General features: G+C 35.6%; 23 protein-coding genes. 21 read left to right on the forward strand and 2 right to left on the reverse strand.

All coding sequences use genetic code 11. From position 1 onward, the window contains the following. Positions 1-23 precede the first annotated feature (23 nt). The 7 genes from guaB (at position 24) to BN853_RS00725 (ending at position 6,913) form a co-directional block, all read left to right on the forward strand. On the forward strand, positions 24-1,484 hold the full coding sequence (gene guaB, locus BN853_RS00700) for an IMP dehydrogenase (RefSeq protein WP_030004036.1): 1,461 nt from the start codon (positions 24-26) through the stop codon (positions 1,482-1,484). Further along, positions 1,471-3,000, forward strand: coding sequence for a glutamine-hydrolyzing GMP synthase (gene guaA, locus BN853_RS00705; RefSeq protein ID WP_052591094.1), 1,530 nt, complete (start codon positions 1,471-1,473; stop codon positions 2,998-3,000). The genes guaB and guaA overlap by 14 nt, the downstream gene beginning before the upstream one ends. Positions 3,001-3,450: 450 nt before the next feature. Then, on the forward strand, positions 3,451-4,524 hold the full coding sequence (locus BN853_RS00710; RefSeq protein WP_231857093.1) for a PrsW family glutamic-type intramembrane protease: 1,074 nt from the start codon (positions 3,451-3,453) through the stop codon (positions 4,522-4,524). A gap of 83 nt (positions 4,525-4,607) precedes the next feature. Further along, a complete protein-coding gene (locus BN853_RS00715) occupies positions 4,608-5,003 on the forward strand; it encodes a hypothetical protein (RefSeq protein ID WP_030004039.1) in 396 nt (131 codons plus the stop codon). An 89-nt stretch (positions 5,004-5,092) separates the two neighbouring features. Continuing rightward, positions 5,093-5,662 (forward strand): NYN domain-containing protein, encoded by a 570-nt coding sequence (locus tag BN853_RS00720; RefSeq protein ID WP_030004040.1) that lies wholly within the window; start codon positions 5,093-5,095, stop codon positions 5,660-5,662. 7 nt (positions 5,663-5,669) lie between these two features. Beyond that, positions 5,670-5,810 (forward strand): hypothetical protein, encoded by a 141-nt coding sequence (locus BN853_RS08905; RefSeq protein ID WP_157869921.1) that lies wholly within the window; start codon positions 5,670-5,672, stop codon positions 5,808-5,810. A gap of 185 nt (positions 5,811-5,995) precedes the next feature. Beyond that, complete coding sequence (locus BN853_RS00725) at positions 5,996-6,913, forward strand: hypothetical protein (RefSeq protein ID WP_030004041.1); 918 nt, start codon at positions 5,996-5,998, stop codon at positions 6,911-6,913. A 36-nt stretch (positions 6,914-6,949) separates the two neighbouring features. Here the strand turns inward: BN853_RS00725 and BN853_RS00730 are convergent, their stop codons facing one another. Next, entirely contained in the window at positions 6,950-7,867 is a 918-nt protein-coding gene (locus BN853_RS00730) for a hypothetical protein (RefSeq protein WP_030004042.1), read from the reverse strand. A gap of 292 nt (positions 7,868-8,159) precedes the next feature. Here BN853_RS00730 and BN853_RS08910 point away from each other — a divergent pair, with 292 nt between their 5' ends. The 13 genes from BN853_RS08910 (at position 8,160) to BN853_RS00760 (ending at position 15,403) form a co-directional block, all read left to right on the forward strand. Continuing rightward, complete coding sequence (locus tag BN853_RS08910) at positions 8,160-8,318, forward strand: hypothetical protein (RefSeq protein ID WP_157869922.1); 159 nt, start codon at positions 8,160-8,162, stop codon at positions 8,316-8,318. Positions 8,319-8,341: 23 nt separating this feature from the next. Further along, positions 8,342-8,500: a hypothetical protein gene (locus tag BN853_RS08915; RefSeq protein ID WP_030004043.1), complete on the forward strand. Its 159-nt coding sequence runs from the start codon at positions 8,342-8,344 to the stop codon at positions 8,498-8,500. 25 nt (positions 8,501-8,525) lie between these two features. After that, positions 8,526-8,684: a hypothetical protein gene (locus tag BN853_RS08920; RefSeq protein WP_157869922.1), complete on the forward strand. Its 159-nt coding sequence runs from the start codon at positions 8,526-8,528 to the stop codon at positions 8,682-8,684. A 23-nt stretch (positions 8,685-8,707) separates the two neighbouring features. Beyond that, complete coding sequence (locus BN853_RS08925; RefSeq protein ID WP_030004043.1) at positions 8,708-8,866, forward strand: hypothetical protein; 159 nt, start codon at positions 8,708-8,710, stop codon at positions 8,864-8,866. Between the two features lie 25 nt (positions 8,867-8,891). After that, positions 8,892-9,050, forward strand: coding sequence for a hypothetical protein (locus BN853_RS08930; protein WP_157869922.1), 159 nt, complete (start codon positions 8,892-8,894; stop codon positions 9,048-9,050). Between the two features lie 23 nt (positions 9,051-9,073). Next, positions 9,074-9,232 (forward strand): hypothetical protein, encoded by a 159-nt coding sequence (locus BN853_RS08935; RefSeq protein WP_030004043.1) that lies wholly within the window; start codon positions 9,074-9,076, stop codon positions 9,230-9,232. Between the two features lie 25 nt (positions 9,233-9,257). Continuing rightward, positions 9,258-9,410, forward strand: coding sequence for a hypothetical protein (locus BN853_RS08940; protein WP_157869923.1), 153 nt, complete (start codon positions 9,258-9,260; stop codon positions 9,408-9,410). Positions 9,411-9,464: 54 nt separating this feature from the next. Beyond that, a complete protein-coding gene (locus tag BN853_RS00735; protein ID WP_030004044.1) occupies positions 9,465-10,271 on the forward strand; it encodes a hypothetical protein in 807 nt (268 codons plus the stop codon). Positions 10,272-10,339: 68 nt separating this feature from the next. Continuing rightward, complete coding sequence (locus BN853_RS00740) at positions 10,340-11,110, forward strand: inositol monophosphatase family protein (protein ID WP_030004045.1); 771 nt, start codon at positions 10,340-10,342, stop codon at positions 11,108-11,110. A gap of 95 nt (positions 11,111-11,205) precedes the next feature. Then, the gene (gene gdhA / locus BN853_RS00745; RefSeq protein ID WP_030004046.1) at positions 11,206-12,540 is read left to right on the forward strand and encodes an NADP-specific glutamate dehydrogenase; all 1,335 of its coding nucleotides are present in this window, start codon (positions 11,206-11,208) and stop codon (positions 12,538-12,540) included. Then, entirely contained in the window at positions 12,540-13,004 is a 465-nt protein-coding gene (locus BN853_RS00750) for a VanZ family protein (RefSeq protein WP_030004047.1), read from the forward strand. The genes gdhA and BN853_RS00750 overlap by 1 nt, the downstream gene beginning before the upstream one ends. Positions 13,005-13,390: 386 nt before the next feature. Continuing rightward, positions 13,391-13,672 (forward strand): hypothetical protein, encoded by a 282-nt coding sequence (locus BN853_RS00755; protein ID WP_030004048.1) that lies wholly within the window; start codon positions 13,391-13,393, stop codon positions 13,670-13,672. A gap of 111 nt (positions 13,673-13,783) precedes the next feature. Beyond that, a complete protein-coding gene (locus tag BN853_RS00760) occupies positions 13,784-15,403 on the forward strand; it encodes a hypothetical protein (RefSeq protein WP_030004049.1) in 1,620 nt (539 codons plus the stop codon). A 114-nt stretch (positions 15,404-15,517) separates the two neighbouring features. Here BN853_RS00760 and BN853_RS00765 read toward each other — a convergent pair whose 3' ends face one another. Then, positions 15,518-15,700: a hypothetical protein gene (locus tag BN853_RS00765; RefSeq protein ID WP_030004050.1), complete on the reverse strand. Its 183-nt coding sequence runs from the start codon at positions 15,698-15,700 to the stop codon at positions 15,518-15,520. Between the two features lie 84 nt (positions 15,701-15,784). Between BN853_RS00765 and BN853_RS00770 the strand changes: the two genes are divergently transcribed. Further along, complete coding sequence (locus BN853_RS00770; RefSeq protein ID WP_030004051.1) at positions 15,785-16,492, forward strand: helix-turn-helix domain-containing protein; 708 nt, start codon at positions 15,785-15,787, stop codon at positions 16,490-16,492. Positions 16,493-16,502: the final 10 nt, after the last annotated feature.

Consider the following 16,502-nt stretch of genomic DNA (forward strand, 5'->3'; position numbering starts at 1 on the left):
TATGTATATAGGAGGGGTAACACATGAAAAAGGGGTTAACGTTTGATGATTGTTTATTAGTACCAAGCTATTCAGAGGTACTACCAAGTGAGGTTTCACTTAGAAGTGAGTTAGTTAAAGGGGTATGGTTAAACATACCAATTACCTCAGCTGCCATGGATACCGTCACCGAAAGCAAGCTTGCGATTGCCATCGCAAGAGAAGGCGGTATCGGGTTTATTCATAAAAACATGAGTATTGAAAAACAGGCAAAGGAAGTAGATTTGGTCAAAAGAAGTGAGTCTGGAATGATCACTAATCCAATCACCTTAAGAAAAACAAATACACTAAAAGAGGCAGAAGTACTCATGTCGACATTTAAGATTTCAGGTATTCCAATTACCGATGAAAAAGGGCTACTCTTAGGGATTGTGACTAACCGTGATTTAAGATACCGAGTACTTGATGACACGATCATTGATGAAGTCATGACTAAAACAAACTTAGTTACTGCAAATGTCGGTACGACACTAGAAGAAGCCAAAGTGATTTTAATGAATCATCGTTTAGAAAAACTGCTCATTGTGGATGAAAAGAATTTTTTAAAAGGATTGATTACATCGAAAGACATTAACAATGTGCTTGATTTTCCAAATGCCGCAAAAGACGCTAATGGTAGACTGCTCTGCGGGGCAGCCATTTCACCATCATCAGATGTCTTAGACCGTGTGAAGGCTTTAGTTGATGCAGGGGTTGATGTCATTACACTAGATAGTGCACATGGGCATTCAAAAAATGTCATTGAAGCCGTTATACTAATCAAAGCCAATTACCCGGACTTAAAATTAATCGGTGGTAATATCGCAACCAAAGAAGCGGCACTTGCGCTAAAAGATGTTGGGGTTGATGCGGTGAAAGTTGGTATTGGACCCGGTTCAATCTGCACGACAAGAGTCGTTGCTGGTATCGGTGTGCCACAATTGTCTGCGATCATGGAAGTCAGTGAAGCTCTAAAGGATACCAACATCAAACTCATTGCCGATGGGGGCATTAAGTTTAGTGGGGATATCACCAAAGCACTTGCTGCTGGGGCAGATACCGTGATGCTTGGCTCACTCTTAGCTGGGACAAAAGAATCCCCAGGCGAAGAAATTATCTACCAAGGCAGGTCTTATAAAACCTACGTTGGTATGGGCAGCCTCGCTGCGATGAACCGAGGTTCAGCGGAGCGCTATTTTCAAAAAAACACCACCGAACAAAAGAAACTGGTCCCAGAAGGCATTGAAGGTAGAGTCCCTTACCGTGGGCTATTAAGTGATGTTTTATATCAACTCTGTGGCGGACTACGTTCAGGCATGGGTTACGTCGGGGCAAAAACCACCAAAGAACTACATGAAAAAGCAAGCTTTGTAGAAATCACATCAGCGGGTTTAATTGAATCGCACCCGCACGATGTGATGATCACAAACGCCGCACCAAATTATAGGGGAAATAAAAATGAATAAAGTGATTGTCATTGACTATGGTTCACAATATAACCAACTGATTACCAGACGAATCAGACACAAAAACGTCTTTGTCGAAGTCGTATCACCAACGGCGCCAATTGAGTTGACCAAAGACCTCAAAGCCATTATTTTATCGGGTGGGCCAAGCTCCGTTTATGAAGAGGGCGCACCAAGGCTAAGTGAGGCCATCATCAACTCAGGTTTACCAATCTTAGGTATTTGTTATGGCATGCAGTTGATTGCTCAGTACTTTGGTTCTAGGGTAGAAAAAGGCGTCGTCAGAGAATATGGTAAAAATGAAATCACCCTGCTTAAAGAAGACGTCCTCTTTAAAGGCCTCTCTAAGGTTCAAACGGTCTTTATGTCACACAGTGATCACGTCACTGATGTCATAGAACCACTTGATCTTCTTTCCACCTCCGCTTATGCCAATGCGATCATCAAACACACTTCAAAACCAATTTATGGCCTTCAGTTTCATCCAGAGGTCACGCACAGTGTTGAGGGCGAACAATTAATTGAAAACTTTTTGTTTGAGGTCGCAAAAATTCAACCCGATTGGAACATAGAGGATTTTATCACAAACAAAGTCAGTGAAATCAAAGACGTTGTTAAAGACCAACACGTGATTTTAGGGTTATCTGGCGGGGTTGATTCAACCGTTTGTGCGGCTCTTCTTCATAAAGCAATTGGCAATCAATTGGTTTGTATCTTTGTTGATACCGGATTACTTCGAAAACACGAAGCCATTGAGGTTTTAAAGAACTACGAAGTCTTTAAGGATTTAAACATCATTAAAGTCGATGCCAAAGAGCAGTTTTACCAAGCATTAAAAGGTGTTAAAGACCCAGAAGAAAAAAGAAAGATTATCGGTCGTGTCTTTTTTGAAGTCTTTGAACAAGAAAAAGAAAAACACAATTACGCATCATTTCTAGCTCAAGGCACCATTTACCCAGATGTGATTGAATCCTTATCGACTAATGGGGGAAAAACAACGATTAAATCACATCACAACGTGGGTGGTCTACCAAAACAAAGCACATTTAAGATCTTAGAACCACTAAGAGAACTATTTAAAGACGAGGTTAGAAAAGTCGGATTTGAATTAAACCTAGATGAAACCCTAGTTAACAGACACCCATTTCCAGGGCCAGGTTTAGGGGTTCGAATTCTTGGAGAGATTGATGAGTCTCGTGTCAAAATCTTACAAGAGGCTGATGATGTATTTATTACGCTCTTAAGAAAACATCAGTTATACGAGAAAGTCTCTCAAGCCTTCTGTGTACTATTACCAGTCAAAAGCGTGGGCGTCATGGGTGATAACCGCACCTATGAAAATGTACTTGCCATAAGAAGTGTTGATACGACTGATTTTATGACCGCGACGTTTTCTAGACTGCCATTTGAATTTTTAGAAGAAGTTGCAACCACAATCATTAACAAAGTCGAAGGCATCAACCGAGTGGTTTATGACATTACATCTAAGCCACCGGGAACGATTGAATGGGAATAATAATCAATCGAAATGAAGACCAATTGAAAAGAATATGAAGTATTTGGCTTAAACTAGCCAAAAAGTGACTTTTTAGTCATTTTTTTCGTAAGTTATGCATAAAAAAGAGCATTTCATGTGATTATTATTTTTTTAAAGAGCAGCCATTTTAAAGTAGTATTTTAAAAAAATAGCGTATAATAAGAAATGTATATGTCAAGTGGAGGGGACTATGTTTGTCTATTCACCCATATATAAATATAGCTAGAAAGACCAAGCTGGTGGGGCAGTTTGGTCTTTCAATTTTTTATGCTATTGAGTCCTTTATAAAGCTTTGGTATAATTAATGAAACAAACGATAGCGAATCATTTTATCATGGAGGTATTTGAAATTGAATCAAACAAAAACGAAAAAAACAAATCGAAGGTCAAATGGCCCATTTGGGGTACGATTTTGATTTGTTGAAAGAAGTGTTAGGGCTTGAAGAAACAGTTCTAAGCAAATATTTAACAGGAAGAACATATCCTAAAGAACTTTCTTATCAGACTTTTTTGATGTATCTAGAACTTGATGTACAGGACTATGGTTTTAGAGTCGCTTCAAGTGAAAAGCGATTTGAGACATCAAAGCTATTTCGTATCAAAAAAGAGCGAATCAAACCGCTTGTCAAATCAGGCTATCAGTTATTTCTAAGTTTATTTAAGAAATCTGAAATCTCTACAAAAGATGTCTTTTTATCCTATCAAATCGAAAAAGATGTCATCATCGAACCCGTTTTGTTTAAACGTGTCCTTTATGGATTATTAACGCTAAGTATATTAAATGTGATTCTTTCTAATTTACTCGTTTTAACACCACTGCTCATCAGTAGTATTGTGCCATTGGTGTTTTTGGTCTACTTATATGAATTAGAAAAGAAGGACCTAGGGTTGATTCATTTATTATTGATTACGCTCTTAGGTGGGATTTTATCGATTGGATTAACGCACTTAATTAGAGAACTGACCGGCTATCCTGCGGGTTTAACTGGTGATGTGGTTACTGGGCTGGTTGAAGAGGGTGCTAAACTATTAGTGGTGTTTGGTCTATTGAAGTATTTTAAGATCAAACACGTCTATCAAGCACTTTTGATTGGGTTTGCTGTAGGTGCAGGATTTGATATATTAGAGACGGCAGAGTATGGACTTAATGCACTATTTAGTGATAATGGATCATATAGACAAATGATAGAGACACTACTCTTAAGAAGTGTCTTTGCCCTAGGCATTGGACACCATTTTTGGACCATGACCTTAGCAGTAATCTTACATAACGCAAAAAAATTCGAAGTTATTGAGTTTAAGGCTTTGATCCAACCACCTGTAATATTTGCCTATGTGTTTGTCTCATTATTTCATGCGCTTTGGAATAGTGGCATACTAGGGTTATTCTATTTACTACAACTGGTTGTCGGATTTGTTTTGTTTGTGCTTGTGGTTGATAACGTAAGGGCACATATAAAACCAAAAGAAATTAAAGAAGAAGTTAGTCATTACGTTTCTTAAAAAAAATCAAATAGTGACAAATACGCCCTGTTCACTTTCATTTAATGGTGATAGAATTAGCCCATAGAAAAGTGGTGGGGGCTATGACAAAAGATATTAAATCCAATGTGATCATGTGTTTTGTGTTTTTGATTGGGTTTTCGTTATTGGTGTTATTTTTAGTCGGTTCTTTACAAAATGAAGACAGGAAAAATAGCTATTTAAATGAACTTCAATTTGTAATCGATGAGATCAAGGAGAAACACCCAACGTTGGTTTTATACCGAGTGAGTGTGTTTGAAACCAGTGAGAATACCTATTATTCAATCACATATCTGATGGACTCTATTAAAGAAGAAGCCATTTACAATGAGTCATCAAAAACATTACTATATTTATCTCAGTTAAACCATAGTGAAACCATTCTTTATGAAGTGATTGAAAAAGAAATGAAGGATGCCACACATGTGTATTTGTATGAACTAAATCTTTTTGACTAAGTGAGGCATAATGCCTCACTTTATCTTTTATTGATACTAAATATATGTTAAGATAAAGTATAAATAGACAAATTAGGGAGAAAAAAACAATGGAAATAAGAAAGAAGATAGCATTATTAATTGATTACGATAATTTTAATCAAGTGAAGTACTTTCCGGTCCTCTTTGAGGAGTTAAATGAACTAGGGGATGTATTGATTAAATATGCCTTTTACTCGAACTTAAATGATTCAACCATTAAAGACAAGTTTATTGAATATGGGATTGAGCCAATGGCACAAATCGCTTATTCAAAAGGCAAGAATGCCGTTGATATCAGAATTACAATTGAAGCAATGAGTCTATTAAACAAAGACTATATCGATGCGATTTGTTTAGCAACAAACGACAGTGACTTTACACCGCTCGTTTATCACCTTCAAAAAAGCAATAAATACGTCATAGGCGCAGGAGACAACAAAGCTCAAGACTCCTATAAGAATACATTTAATACATTTATAAGTGTTGAGAAAATCACGATGGAAAGCAAGACGGTTGCTGAAAAGAAGAGCAACACAAACTCGGTGAATGAATTAATTAAAGTGATCAATAAGATCATCGTATCAAACCACGATAGAAAAAAACTACGCGGATTTTTCTTACGTCATTCAAACACTTAAAAATCAAATGAAGGACTTTAACCCGAAGAACTATGGCGCAAGCAATAAAAACGCTCTACCATTCTTCAAAGAATTCTTAAAAGAACATTATGAACTTAAAAAAGAAGGTACGATGTACTTCATTAAAGAAAAGATGCATACTAAGTGAATAAAGATACAAAGCATCTGTTCATGAACTTTGTCGACTAATAATTCGAATGTAGAATAACACACCGTATATTCAATAAGGATTCCTAAAAATCAAATCCCTCAAAATTACATATCAATAATATTATCTCAACATAAATGTTATAATTGAAGTAATTGAATTTGAGTTGTTGGGGAGGCAAAGTAATGAATTTAATGAATCATTCTAGAGAGTTGGTGCTTTATATTGATAGACTAAGACTCGATCGTAATATTTCGCAGGATATTTTTCTAGAGAATATTGTGTCTTCGAGACAATATCGGAGATATTTAAGCGGGGATTCAACCTTATCGTATGTTGTCTTAGATAAGTTATCAAAAAGGTTAGGATACAATGCAGAGTTTGTCATTATGGAAGTGGAAGCGGAGAGAATTAAGCACTCGTTTGAAATTCATACACTTTATAATGCTATTGCTTCTAAGAACAAAGTATCCGCTGATATGATTTTAAATGAGATAAAAAAACACCCAATATATTTGGAAAGTAATGAAATGCTTTACCACCATTGCTTGAATATGTATGATTATCATTTTTCTAATTCAAGCCAGAAATCATTAATTGATAAAACAAAGAAGCTTGTTGGGTTAGACAAACTATTGCTTAAAAAAGTTCTATCTACTACTGAACTTTTAATCATGGTCACTTTCTTTAATTTAGACCAATTCGAACATATTGATTTGATAGCAAATAAACTGGAATCATACTTAAAAAATGATTTTATTATTGTTTCAGGTCAAAATGTTAAAGTAATTATACTTGTTTATGAAGAACTAAGTAGATATTACAGTATTAGAGAGAATTATATCAAAATGTATGAGTATGCGATTATGGGTATTAATTACGCAAATGAAGTGGAGTCAATCTATATGCTAGAAGCATTGTATTTTTTTGCTGGAGCAGCATCGTTTGAGTTAAATGAGTTGGAGCGGTGCAAGAAATACTTAATACAATGTTATACTGTTTTATTATCTGAAGACAACTTAGTAAAAATGGCATCTTATAAATCGTTTTTTAAGGATGCGTTTGATATTGATATAGCTGAAGAAATTAGAAATTTAATATAAAAAAACCGGTTAGTTCAAAATTGAACGTGACCGGTTTTATTCTTTCTCAATTAATAAATCGTTAATATCTATATTAAATCGATTTTTATAAATTTGCTTAAAACGTTGTTGTTTAGTTTTATTGTTATCAATCATGAGTAGAATGTAGCATTTTTTTAAGAAATCATCTCTCTGATCGTATTTTTGTAGTTCATGAGAAGAGGCAGCAGCGAAATAATATAGTGTATCAAGTAAATAGAACGATCGGACTGAAAGCGAATATTTAATCCCTTCTAGTGAATAATAGAGCATTCGTTCATAATTTTCAGAAATACTGAAGAATCTTGCGAGTTCTTCAAGGACTAGGGTAACGATTTTAATGTTATGGCCGGTAACGACTGTAATGTTATTTTCGATGAATGATGCTAGTTTTTCTGCAATAACATTAATTTCTTTGAATGAATCAAAATAAAAGAAGGACACTAGAATTAATAATTCTGAAGAACTAAGTGCTTTTCGTTTTAGTAGTTTGTCGTAATCAACAAGTTCTTTTGTTCTTTTTATTGTTTCAACCTGTGAAGAACTACCTGTTACATACTGGTACATATTTTTAGAGTGGTTGTATAAAAGGATTTCATTTGTCGAGATTACATGTGAAACATCGATTGACTTAAATAGTTCAGAGGCTTTGTCATAGTTTCTTCCTACAACTGCATTATAAAGATTATTAATTTCTTGTGCTTGTTTAATTTTTTCAGCCTCATACTCCATAATAATGAGCTCAGCGTCAAAATCCAATCTTCTCGCCAATTTATCTAGGATCATATAGGACATCGTTGAATCGCCATTCATATAACGTCTATATTGACGCATTGACACAATGTTATGAAGAAAATTTTCTTGTGTCATGTTTCGATAAGCTCTTAACTTGTCGATGAATGTAATTATTTCTCTTGTTTGATCAATTTCGTTCATTAGATACTCCCTTATAATGGCGGTTTTCGGTTTAATAATTATAATGTAGCACTTTCTGGGAATAAAAACAATGGAAAGTAGAACCATTTGTTGAATTAATAGTGAAGCTAGTACTCATTATCTTAACATGAATTATCAAGAATTATGAATAGATTATATCAAAAATAGGAGAAAAATGATGCAAATAGTGACATATGTGCTCTACTCAAAGCTTAAATAATAGCACATAATAGAGTTAGAAAAGATTATCTAAGACAGTAATCGGGACTGTAGACAAGTGGAGGAATATAAATTGGGACAAAATGAAAAACAATTCATCATCAATCAATCAGAGTTATTAGAAGGGATCGCTTTTGATTCAAAATTCTATTATGAGGATTTCACAGAGAGTGAAACAAACAATCGTGGTTATTTAAACGATGTAGGATTACCAGAAGGATTTAGTATTTAAGGAAACCAAGGAGAAAAGAAAACATGAAAAAGATAATTATTAGTTTATTCGTAATCGTAGCAAGTTTGGGTGCTATCGTAGGGCATTTAAGTCAAAAAGAAGCAAAAGTTTATGAAGCAGAAGTAACGATGCACCGTGGGTACATTGAAGACGTAGGACTACCTGATGGACCAGGACGATAGAAAACAATAATAGGAGGAATAGAAAATGGGACAAAATGAAAAACAATTCATCATCAATCAATCAGAGTTATTAGAAGGGATCGCTTTTGATTCAAAATTCTATTATGAGGATTTCACAGAGAGTGAAACAAACAATCGTGGTTATTTAAACGATGTAGGATTACCAGAAGGATTTAGTATTTAAGGAAACCAAGGAGAAAAGAAAACATGAAAAAGATAATTATTAGTTTATTCGTAATCGTAGCAAGTTTGGGTGCTATCGTAGGGCATTTAAGTCAAAAAGAAGCAAAAGTTTATGAAGCAGAAGTAACGATGCACCGTGGGTACATTGAAGACGTAGGACTACCTGATGGACCAGGACGATAGAAAACAACAATAGGAGGAATAGAAAATGGGACAAAATGAAAAACAATTCATCATTAATCAATCGGAGTTATTAGAAGGGATCGCTTTTGATTCAAAATTCTATTATGAGGATTTCACAGAGAGTGAAACAAACAATCGTGGTTATTTAAACGATGTAGGATTACCAGAAGGATTTAGTATTTAAGGAAACCAAGGAGAAAAGAAAACATGAAAAAGATAATTATTAGTTTATTCGTAATCGTAGCAAGTTTGGGTGCTATCGTAGGGCATTTAAGTCAAAAAGAAGCAAAAGTTTATGAAGCAGAAGTAACGATGCACCGTGGGTACATTGAAGACGTAGGACTACCTGATGGACCAGGACGATAGAAAACAATAATAGGAGGAATAGAAAATGGGACAAAATGAAAAACAATTCATCATCAATCAATCAGAGTTATTAGAAGGGATCGCTTTTGATTCAAAATTCTATTATGAGGATTTTACTGAAAGCGAAACAAACAATCGTGGTTATTTAAACGATGTAGGATTACCAGAAGGATTTTAAGCAACATAGGATTATTGAAGGTTTGATTAAACCTTATAGAAGTGGGGAAATTATATGATTAACTATAAAACAAATAAAATTGGGATCACAATCACATTAACCGCCGTCTTTCTTACGCTTATGGGGTTTCTTCTTCACGCAAGAAGCGGATACTTAGAAGAAGGTGTCTATTTTAGACAAACCTATGGCTATATCGGCGTTAATGAATCAGAAGACATTGTCTTAGATTTCACCCTATATAGTTTAGGGACTGAAAATTTGACCTACTTTGATGAACCGACCTTCTTCGATGTTGATAACGACCTTGTGTTTCTTAAAGACATCGAGGTAAGAAGTATTCAAAGAGCAAAAGACATTGATGTGATCGAACTAAGGGTAACTCTTTACATGAGTGATTATGGCGTGACAACGATTGAACGCCTTAGACAAAAAAATATAAACAATAAACCAATCAAGAGTTATGAGATTGGCAGTATTGTGATTGAAAACATTCAAGCAAAACCACTAATGGTTTCGCACCAAGTCAATCAACAGTTCTTTGATCAAGCCGAATACAACATGAACTTAGATAGTCATCTAAGTGAAAGCTATTTGATTAAAGACGTCATCATCAACCATGAAAAGATTCTTTTTAACAAAGAATTTTTACCCCTTTTGGTCGTTCCTGGACAAAAAACAGAACTCTCTTTCGAACTGGATTTTAAAGACATTAATTACGATGTGATCGTTGTAAAGCCGCTCATTTTTCTTTCAAAAGAAGGGGATGAAACAAGTTATTTATTAAAGATATATACCCAAACAAGGTATGATATGCCGCTCAGTTACCAAGAAATCATTTCCTACATCGAATACAGTATCTAATCAAATGGCCTATATATTTTGGCCATTTTATGTTATCTTTATTATAGAAGACAAAGTGGGGTAGAACTGTGTATCAAAAAGAACTCGATTTACTAAAAGAAGTCGTCCCTCGTATTTACGAAGACGCAACAAAAATCAAAAAAGAGATTGCCTATAAAGAAGGTAACGAAGTTGTTACAACCATCGATTTATTCATTGAACAAAAAGTGATTGATGCCGTATTAAAGGCGTTTCCAAACGATACGTTCTTAAGTGAGGAATTTCATAAAGACGGTCTTTTACAAAACCGTACTTGGTTGATTGACCCAATCGATGGGACGTCTAACTTCTCTGTAGACTTGGATTTATTTGTGATTCAAATCGCGCTTTATGACCAAGGTGATTTCGTGTTAAGCTACATTTTTCACCCAAGAAATAAAGACACCTACGTGGCAGTAAGAAATAAAGGCGCGTTTTTAAATGACGAACGTTATCATTTAAAAGACAAAAAAAATAATCGTCACGTCTTGATGTCTTTAGTTGGTATAACAACCAAAGACAAAGAAAAAGATTACTATAAGCAATTAATCGACTATGGCATGTCTAATCAAACCAAACTCAGAATCTTAGGCTCCATCGGTCTTGAATTATCGCTTGCAAGCCAAGGCATCTTAAATGTCTTTTATTCGGGTGTAACGAATCTTTGGGACATTGCGCCTGGGATACTACTATGTAGGGAATCAGGCACACAACTATTTAATGAACATGGTAAAGACTATCAATTAGGTGATAAGCATCTCTTTATCACAGATAATGAAACAAGAAAGAATTTAATCAAAGATATCTTACAATTAAAGTAGTATTCGTACTGCTTTTTTTATTTGTCCTTAGCGGCTGTTGAATCTGATTTGATTATAAGATATAATTATCTAAATAACCAAAGGGAGTGATTTTTGTGAATTACATTAAACGAATCGAAGAAGAAGTCAAAAACAACTATCCAAATGAGCCAGAGTACGTTCAAGCCGTTTTGTCTTTTTTAGAATCGATTGAAGGTTTGAATCTGGATTTAGAACAACTCGAAAAAATGGCGGTTCTTGAACGGCTGATTATACCAGAACGGGTGATTTCATTTCGTGTGTCATGGTTAGACGATCAAAATCAAGTGAGAGTGAATACGGGCTACCGTATCCAACACTCAAGCTTGATTGGTCCATACAAAGGTGGGCTTAGATACCACAAGACGGTAAATCTCTCGACCTTGAAGTTTTTGGCGTTTGAACAAACGTTTAAAAACGCCTTAACGGGCTTGCTTCTTGGTGGGGCAAAAGGTGGTTCTGATTTTGACCCAAAGGGAAAAAGTGACGCTGAGATTATGCGCTTTTCTCAAAACTTTATGTTAGAACTTTACAGGCACATAGGCGAGAACACCGATGTGCCTGCTGGTGATATCGGGGTTGGAAGAAGAGAAATTGGTTATTTGTATGGTATGTATAAAAAGATTAGAAACGAATCGGTGGGTGTATTAACAGGTAAACACCCAGCGTATGGGGGCTCTTTAGTTCGAACAGAGGCCACTGGTTATGGGCTTGTTTATTTTGTTAAAGAGATGTTAAAGACGTATTTGGATACGGACATCTCACACAAAGACGTGATTATTTCAGGCTCAGGTAACGTCGCTTTATACGCGGGCTATAAAGCAAAAGAACTTGGTGCAAACGTCATTGCGATGTCTAATTCAAAAGGCCATATTTACGATCCAAATGGGATTGACTTAGACTACATCAAAGAACATCAACCAAAAGGTGATTTTAGAGAAGCCTACGTAAAAGCACACGAAGGCTCAAGTTACTCAAGTGACCCCAAAGAACTTTATCACATCAAATGTGACATTGCACTGCCTTGTGCGATTCAAAATGAACTTGATTTAAATGAGGCGAAAATCTTAGTAGACAATGGGTGTTTCTTAGTCGCTGAGGGGGCAAACATGCCCACAACCTCAAAAGCGAAGGCGTACTTACTGAAAAAAGGGATTCTTTTTGGACCTGGTAAAGCCGCAAACGCTGGTGGGGTTTCGGTGAGCTTACTTGAGATGTCACAAAACAAACAACACTACATGCAAACCTTTGATGACGTGGATGAAAAGCTCGAATCGATCATGAAAAACATCTTTAATCAAGCTTACGAACAAGCCATATTAATTAACGAACCTAATAATCTGGTTAAAGGGGCTAACATACGAGCGTTTTATCGTTTGTGTGAAGCCATGTTATCTCAAGGCGTCATCTAATGAAGAAAAGACGTACTTGGTTAATCATTGCCCTTTTTTGGTCAGGGTTTATATTTTATAACTCGTTAATGCCAGCGAGCGTCTCTTCGTCACAAAGCGGTCTGATTCGGGATTTGATTTACCCAATAATAACGAAGGTTGGTATTCCAATTGAACTGCCAGATTTAGAATTCATCATTAGAAAGCTTGCGCATTTTTTTGTGTTCTTTGTTTTTTCAATTCTTTGGTTCATCTATTTCATGTGTTCATTGTCAAGTAAAAAGACAATCAAACATGTTATAGGTTTAGGCTTACTACAAGCAATCATCGATGAAACCATTCAATTATTTGCAGATGGCAGAAGTGGTGAGGTAAGAGACGTGTTAATTGATTTTAGTGGTGTCCTCTTTGGATTACTACTTTCTTTGATCATTCGACTGCTCTTTAAGTGGATAAACACGAGACAACTGCTTAGTAAAAAATGAAGCAAACCTGTGTTGTATGATGGATAACATACGATAAATGATCGTCTTTAATCGATAAAAAAAACACCAGTTAACTGGTGTTATAAATCAAATTTTAGGGTAGGGATGGCGTATTAAAGCCATCCCTACTTCTATTAATTTGGACCTTGGCGGATTTCAGAACACCAAGACCGATATCATAATAACACATTACCGATTTGAAGTAAATAAGAAAGAATGCGATTTGTTTAATATTGTTTGTTTATATATTTTCGTCTTTTTTTTAGATTTTTTCCATCTTGGAAAATTATGACCTTTTTTGATTATTTTTGTTGTATTACACGCATTTTTATGTTTAAATATAGCTTGGCGACTAAAGTCAAGTTTTGTGGGGGAGGATTTAGTTCGTGATCAAATATCATATTAGACTTGAGTCAAGATTAACACTTGACAGAGCTGATAATGAAGATTTCTTAAATCGGATACTTCAACAAATCAATTCGTGTGATTATTATAAATCCATTAAGCGATTAGAGAAGGCAGATTTAGACATTCAGTTAAATGAAAATGGCGGTCTGGTTTTATCCTTTGACCTAATTATTAACAAGGCAAAAAATAAAACCAAGGTTCTAGACAAGTTCTTAGCATTTTCAAAAAACAAATTTGTGAGACTTCAGTCCTTAGGCTAAGGTATAATCAGTTCACTAAAACACCTTTTTGAGGTGTTTTTTTTCAATTTTAAAGCTTTCAAATTAGGAAAAATTAGTGTATGATAGAACTAATTGAAATGGGGGGATTTTATGAAGTTATATCAAGACAGTAAAAAGATCATTATTCATCAGAGTGAAGAGTTTTTTCTTTCACCAAAAGAACTTTTAGAAACGGCGATGTTTAAAGAGGTATTGAGTGAGTATTATCAAACGACCATCACGTTTGTAAAAGAAGAAACACTTTTTAGTATTTACGAACAAATCGTATTAAACGACGCTTACTTAAAAGAACTACCAAACCACATCAAAGAAGAAGTATTTAATCTAACGGAGGGCTTCTATGATTATTGGCGTAAGAAAGAAAAGTATTTAATCTTTAAAGACGGGCCGTTACTTGAGGCATCAAATACGTTTAATGACGTCATAATTAAAACCTACCGGTTAATTACTGAGGGCTTATCGGGTAAGAAAAATAACGTCTATCGTCAATTGAGTGCGGGATTTAATGTGGTATTAAACCATGTGTCTACGTCGCTTTTTGAAGGCGAATTGAGTCATCTAAATGACGTCATTTGCCTAAATCAAATGGTGATTAGACCACCGTTCGTGATCCGAACCAAATCGAACACAAGAAAAGGCTTGTTTAAAGAGACGAGCGTCAATCTATTTAAGGAAGTTAAAGACCTTAAAGGCTTTTTTATGATGCCAATCAAGGTGGGTAGAGAGCTCGCTTTGGTCTATGTGAAAGATAAATATTTGCACCACGGCATCAGCTTATCAAGTCTATTTGAAATGGCAGATACCAAAGAGCTCTACACATTAAAACCAAGCTTAATGATTTTCTTTGGTGTCAGCGATAGCACCTATGACAATCACTACTACATTGATGAGAAAAAGGGCTACTACGTTGGTATCGTCTCAGACTTAGAGAAGAACGATTACTTTGGCTACATGAAAAAGATGTTACTTACCTTACACAATCTAAAAAAGATTAATGAAGGCTGTTTGCCAATCCATGGGGCAATGGCAAAAATTACCTTCAATAACCACCAACAGAAATACATTATGATGGTTGGTGACTCTGGGGCAGGTAAGTCTGAGACACTTGAGGCACTGGGTAATTTAGGTGAGGGGAAAATCAAGTCGTTTGACATTATTTTTGATGACATGGGCTACCTTCTAGAAGAAGATAATATCATACGAGCTAGCGGAACTGAAATTGGGGCGTTTGTCCGTATTGATGACTTAGATGATGGCTACATCTACCGAGAATTTGACCGGTCCATCTTCTTAAACCCAGAACGACACAACGCGAGACTCATCATCCCAGTGTCACGCTATGGGTTTATCAAAAGAGCACATCCTATCGACATGGTCTTATACATTAATAACTACAGCATGGATGATCAGATTCTATCTCGTTTTTCCTCGCTGATTGAAGCCAAAGACGTATTCTTAAGTGGCAAACGCATGGCCAAAGGAACGACCGATGAAAAAGGCTTGGTTGAAAGTTTCTTTTCAAACCCGTTTGGTCCGGTTCAAAAAGAAATGACGACTCGTTTTTTAGTCGATCAGTACTTTGAGGCATTAGACAAACAAGGCGTTTATTTAGGTGTGCTTAATACCAAATTAGGTGTGGCTGGCTTTGAAGAAGAAGGCCCGAAGATTGCCGCAAACGCGTTACTTGATTATTTTAACGACAAGGCATAAAAAAAGGCGACAAGCATCAATTGCTTGTCGTTTTTTGTTGGGGGTATCGAAACAAAACGAAGTGGGGTCGAATTGATTCGTTTCTGCTTGATTGTCTATAAAAGTTAGGATCAATTAAGACGTGACCTTACCTGGGGGTAGCGGGGGATAATAAATATCACCTGGATCAGAATCAAGAGAAATGGCCTGTTTTTCATTTGCATGTTCAATCAACGGATTAAAATCCATTGAAACGAGGTATAATTGTATTAGTGTTACGATTAAAAACAGTCGTTTAAGAACATGGAACTTTTTCATGCGAATCCCACCAATCGAGGCTATTATAAAGAATAAGATTGGTGTAAAACAGCTCAAATTTGAGCTTGAAATGTAGGTGGTAATGTGATAAGAAAGATTGATAACGAATTATTTGTGTACCTAGATAGCATTAGAAAAGATCAAAACATCTCACAAGAAGACTTGTGTTTTCCAATCATTACCGAATCACTTTACAGAAAGTACTTAAAAGGCAGCGTTAAAGCGCCACTTGAGGTGATTGAAGCCTTATCAAACCGACTCGGGTTTCGTTTTGATTTTTTTATGCGTGAATTTTCAAATCAAACCTATCAAGAAAATGAACTAGTGACTCAGTTTTTTAATTTAACCATTGGTAGAAACTTTAAAGAGGCTATGGCCGTTTATCAAGTTATTATAAAAAAACCAATCATTCAAAAAGAAAATCAGTTGTTTTTTGAGACGTCGGTGTTGATTAAACGTTTGTTTGAAAAAGACATCAATTCGTTTTATTTTTCCAAAGCGATGAAATCATTGATCGACTTTGAGCACATCTTAAAAAAAAGCACCGTGTCACTTGCTGAGGCCTATGGGCTTGGGTTGTTGCTAGATAACGTCGTTAAGGAAGAAAAAGAAGTGATCGCAAAAAAACTTGAAAGTTTGATTTTAACACCGAATAAGGTGATTTTTGGTAATCACAGTCACGTGATTAATTTGGTTGCCTTACACGTGGTTAAATACCTCGAAAAAGAAAAACTCTATGAACGGGAGCTTTTGGTTTTAACGCACGCAATTGAGGCCTCAAAAGAAAAATAAGAATTCGTAT

Source organism: Paracholeplasma brassicae (genome assembly GCF_000967915.1).
Taxonomy (GTDB): Bacteria; Bacillota_I; Bacilli_A; order Acholeplasmatales; family UBA5453; genus Paracholeplasma; species Paracholeplasma brassicae.

Excerpts from the sequence above, each read along its gene's own strand:
- BN853_RS08935 (WP_030004043.1), top strand. The coding sequence starts at position 9,074 with ATGAAAAAGATAATTATTAGTTTATTCGTAATCGTAGCAAGTTTGGGT.
- BN853_RS08930 (WP_157869922.1), top strand. The coding sequence starts at position 8,892 with ATGGGACAAAATGAAAAACAATTCATCATTAATCAATCGGAGTTATTA.
- BN853_RS08925 (WP_030004043.1), top strand. The coding sequence starts at position 8,708 with ATGAAAAAGATAATTATTAGTTTATTCGTAATCGTAGCAAGTTTGGGT.
- BN853_RS08915 (WP_030004043.1), top strand. The coding sequence starts at position 8,342 with ATGAAAAAGATAATTATTAGTTTATTCGTAATCGTAGCAAGTTTGGGT.
- BN853_RS00730 (WP_030004042.1), bottom strand. The coding sequence starts at position 7,867 with ATGAACGAAATTGATCAAACAAGAGAAATAATTACATTCATCGACAAG.
- BN853_RS00725 (WP_030004041.1), top strand. The coding sequence starts at position 5,996 with ATGAATTTAATGAATCATTCTAGAGAGTTGGTGCTTTATATTGATAGA.
- BN853_RS08940 (WP_157869923.1), top strand. The coding sequence starts at position 9,258 with ATGGGACAAAATGAAAAACAATTCATCATCAATCAATCAGAGTTATTA.
- BN853_RS00760 (WP_030004049.1), top strand. The coding sequence starts at position 13,784 with ATGAAGTTATATCAAGACAGTAAAAAGATCATTATTCATCAGAGTGAA.
- BN853_RS00720 (WP_030004040.1), top strand. The coding sequence starts at position 5,093 with ATGGAAATAAGAAAGAAGATAGCATTATTAATTGATTACGATAATTTT.
- BN853_RS00750 (WP_030004047.1), top strand. The coding sequence starts at position 12,540 with ATGAAGAAAAGACGTACTTGGTTAATCATTGCCCTTTTTTGGTCAGGG.
- BN853_RS08920 (WP_157869922.1), top strand. The coding sequence starts at position 8,526 with ATGGGACAAAATGAAAAACAATTCATCATCAATCAATCAGAGTTATTA.
- BN853_RS08905 (WP_157869921.1), top strand. The coding sequence starts at position 5,670 with ATGAAGGACTTTAACCCGAAGAACTATGGCGCAAGCAATAAAAACGCT.
- guaB (WP_030004036.1), top strand. The coding sequence starts at position 24 with ATGAAAAAGGGGTTAACGTTTGATGATTGTTTATTAGTACCAAGCTAT.
- BN853_RS00715 (WP_030004039.1), top strand. The coding sequence starts at position 4,608 with ATGACAAAAGATATTAAATCCAATGTGATCATGTGTTTTGTGTTTTTG.
- BN853_RS00735 (WP_030004044.1), top strand. The coding sequence starts at position 9,465 with ATGATTAACTATAAAACAAATAAAATTGGGATCACAATCACATTAACC.
- BN853_RS00765 (WP_030004050.1), bottom strand. The coding sequence starts at position 15,700 with ATGAAAAAGTTCCATGTTCTTAAACGACTGTTTTTAATCGTAACACTA.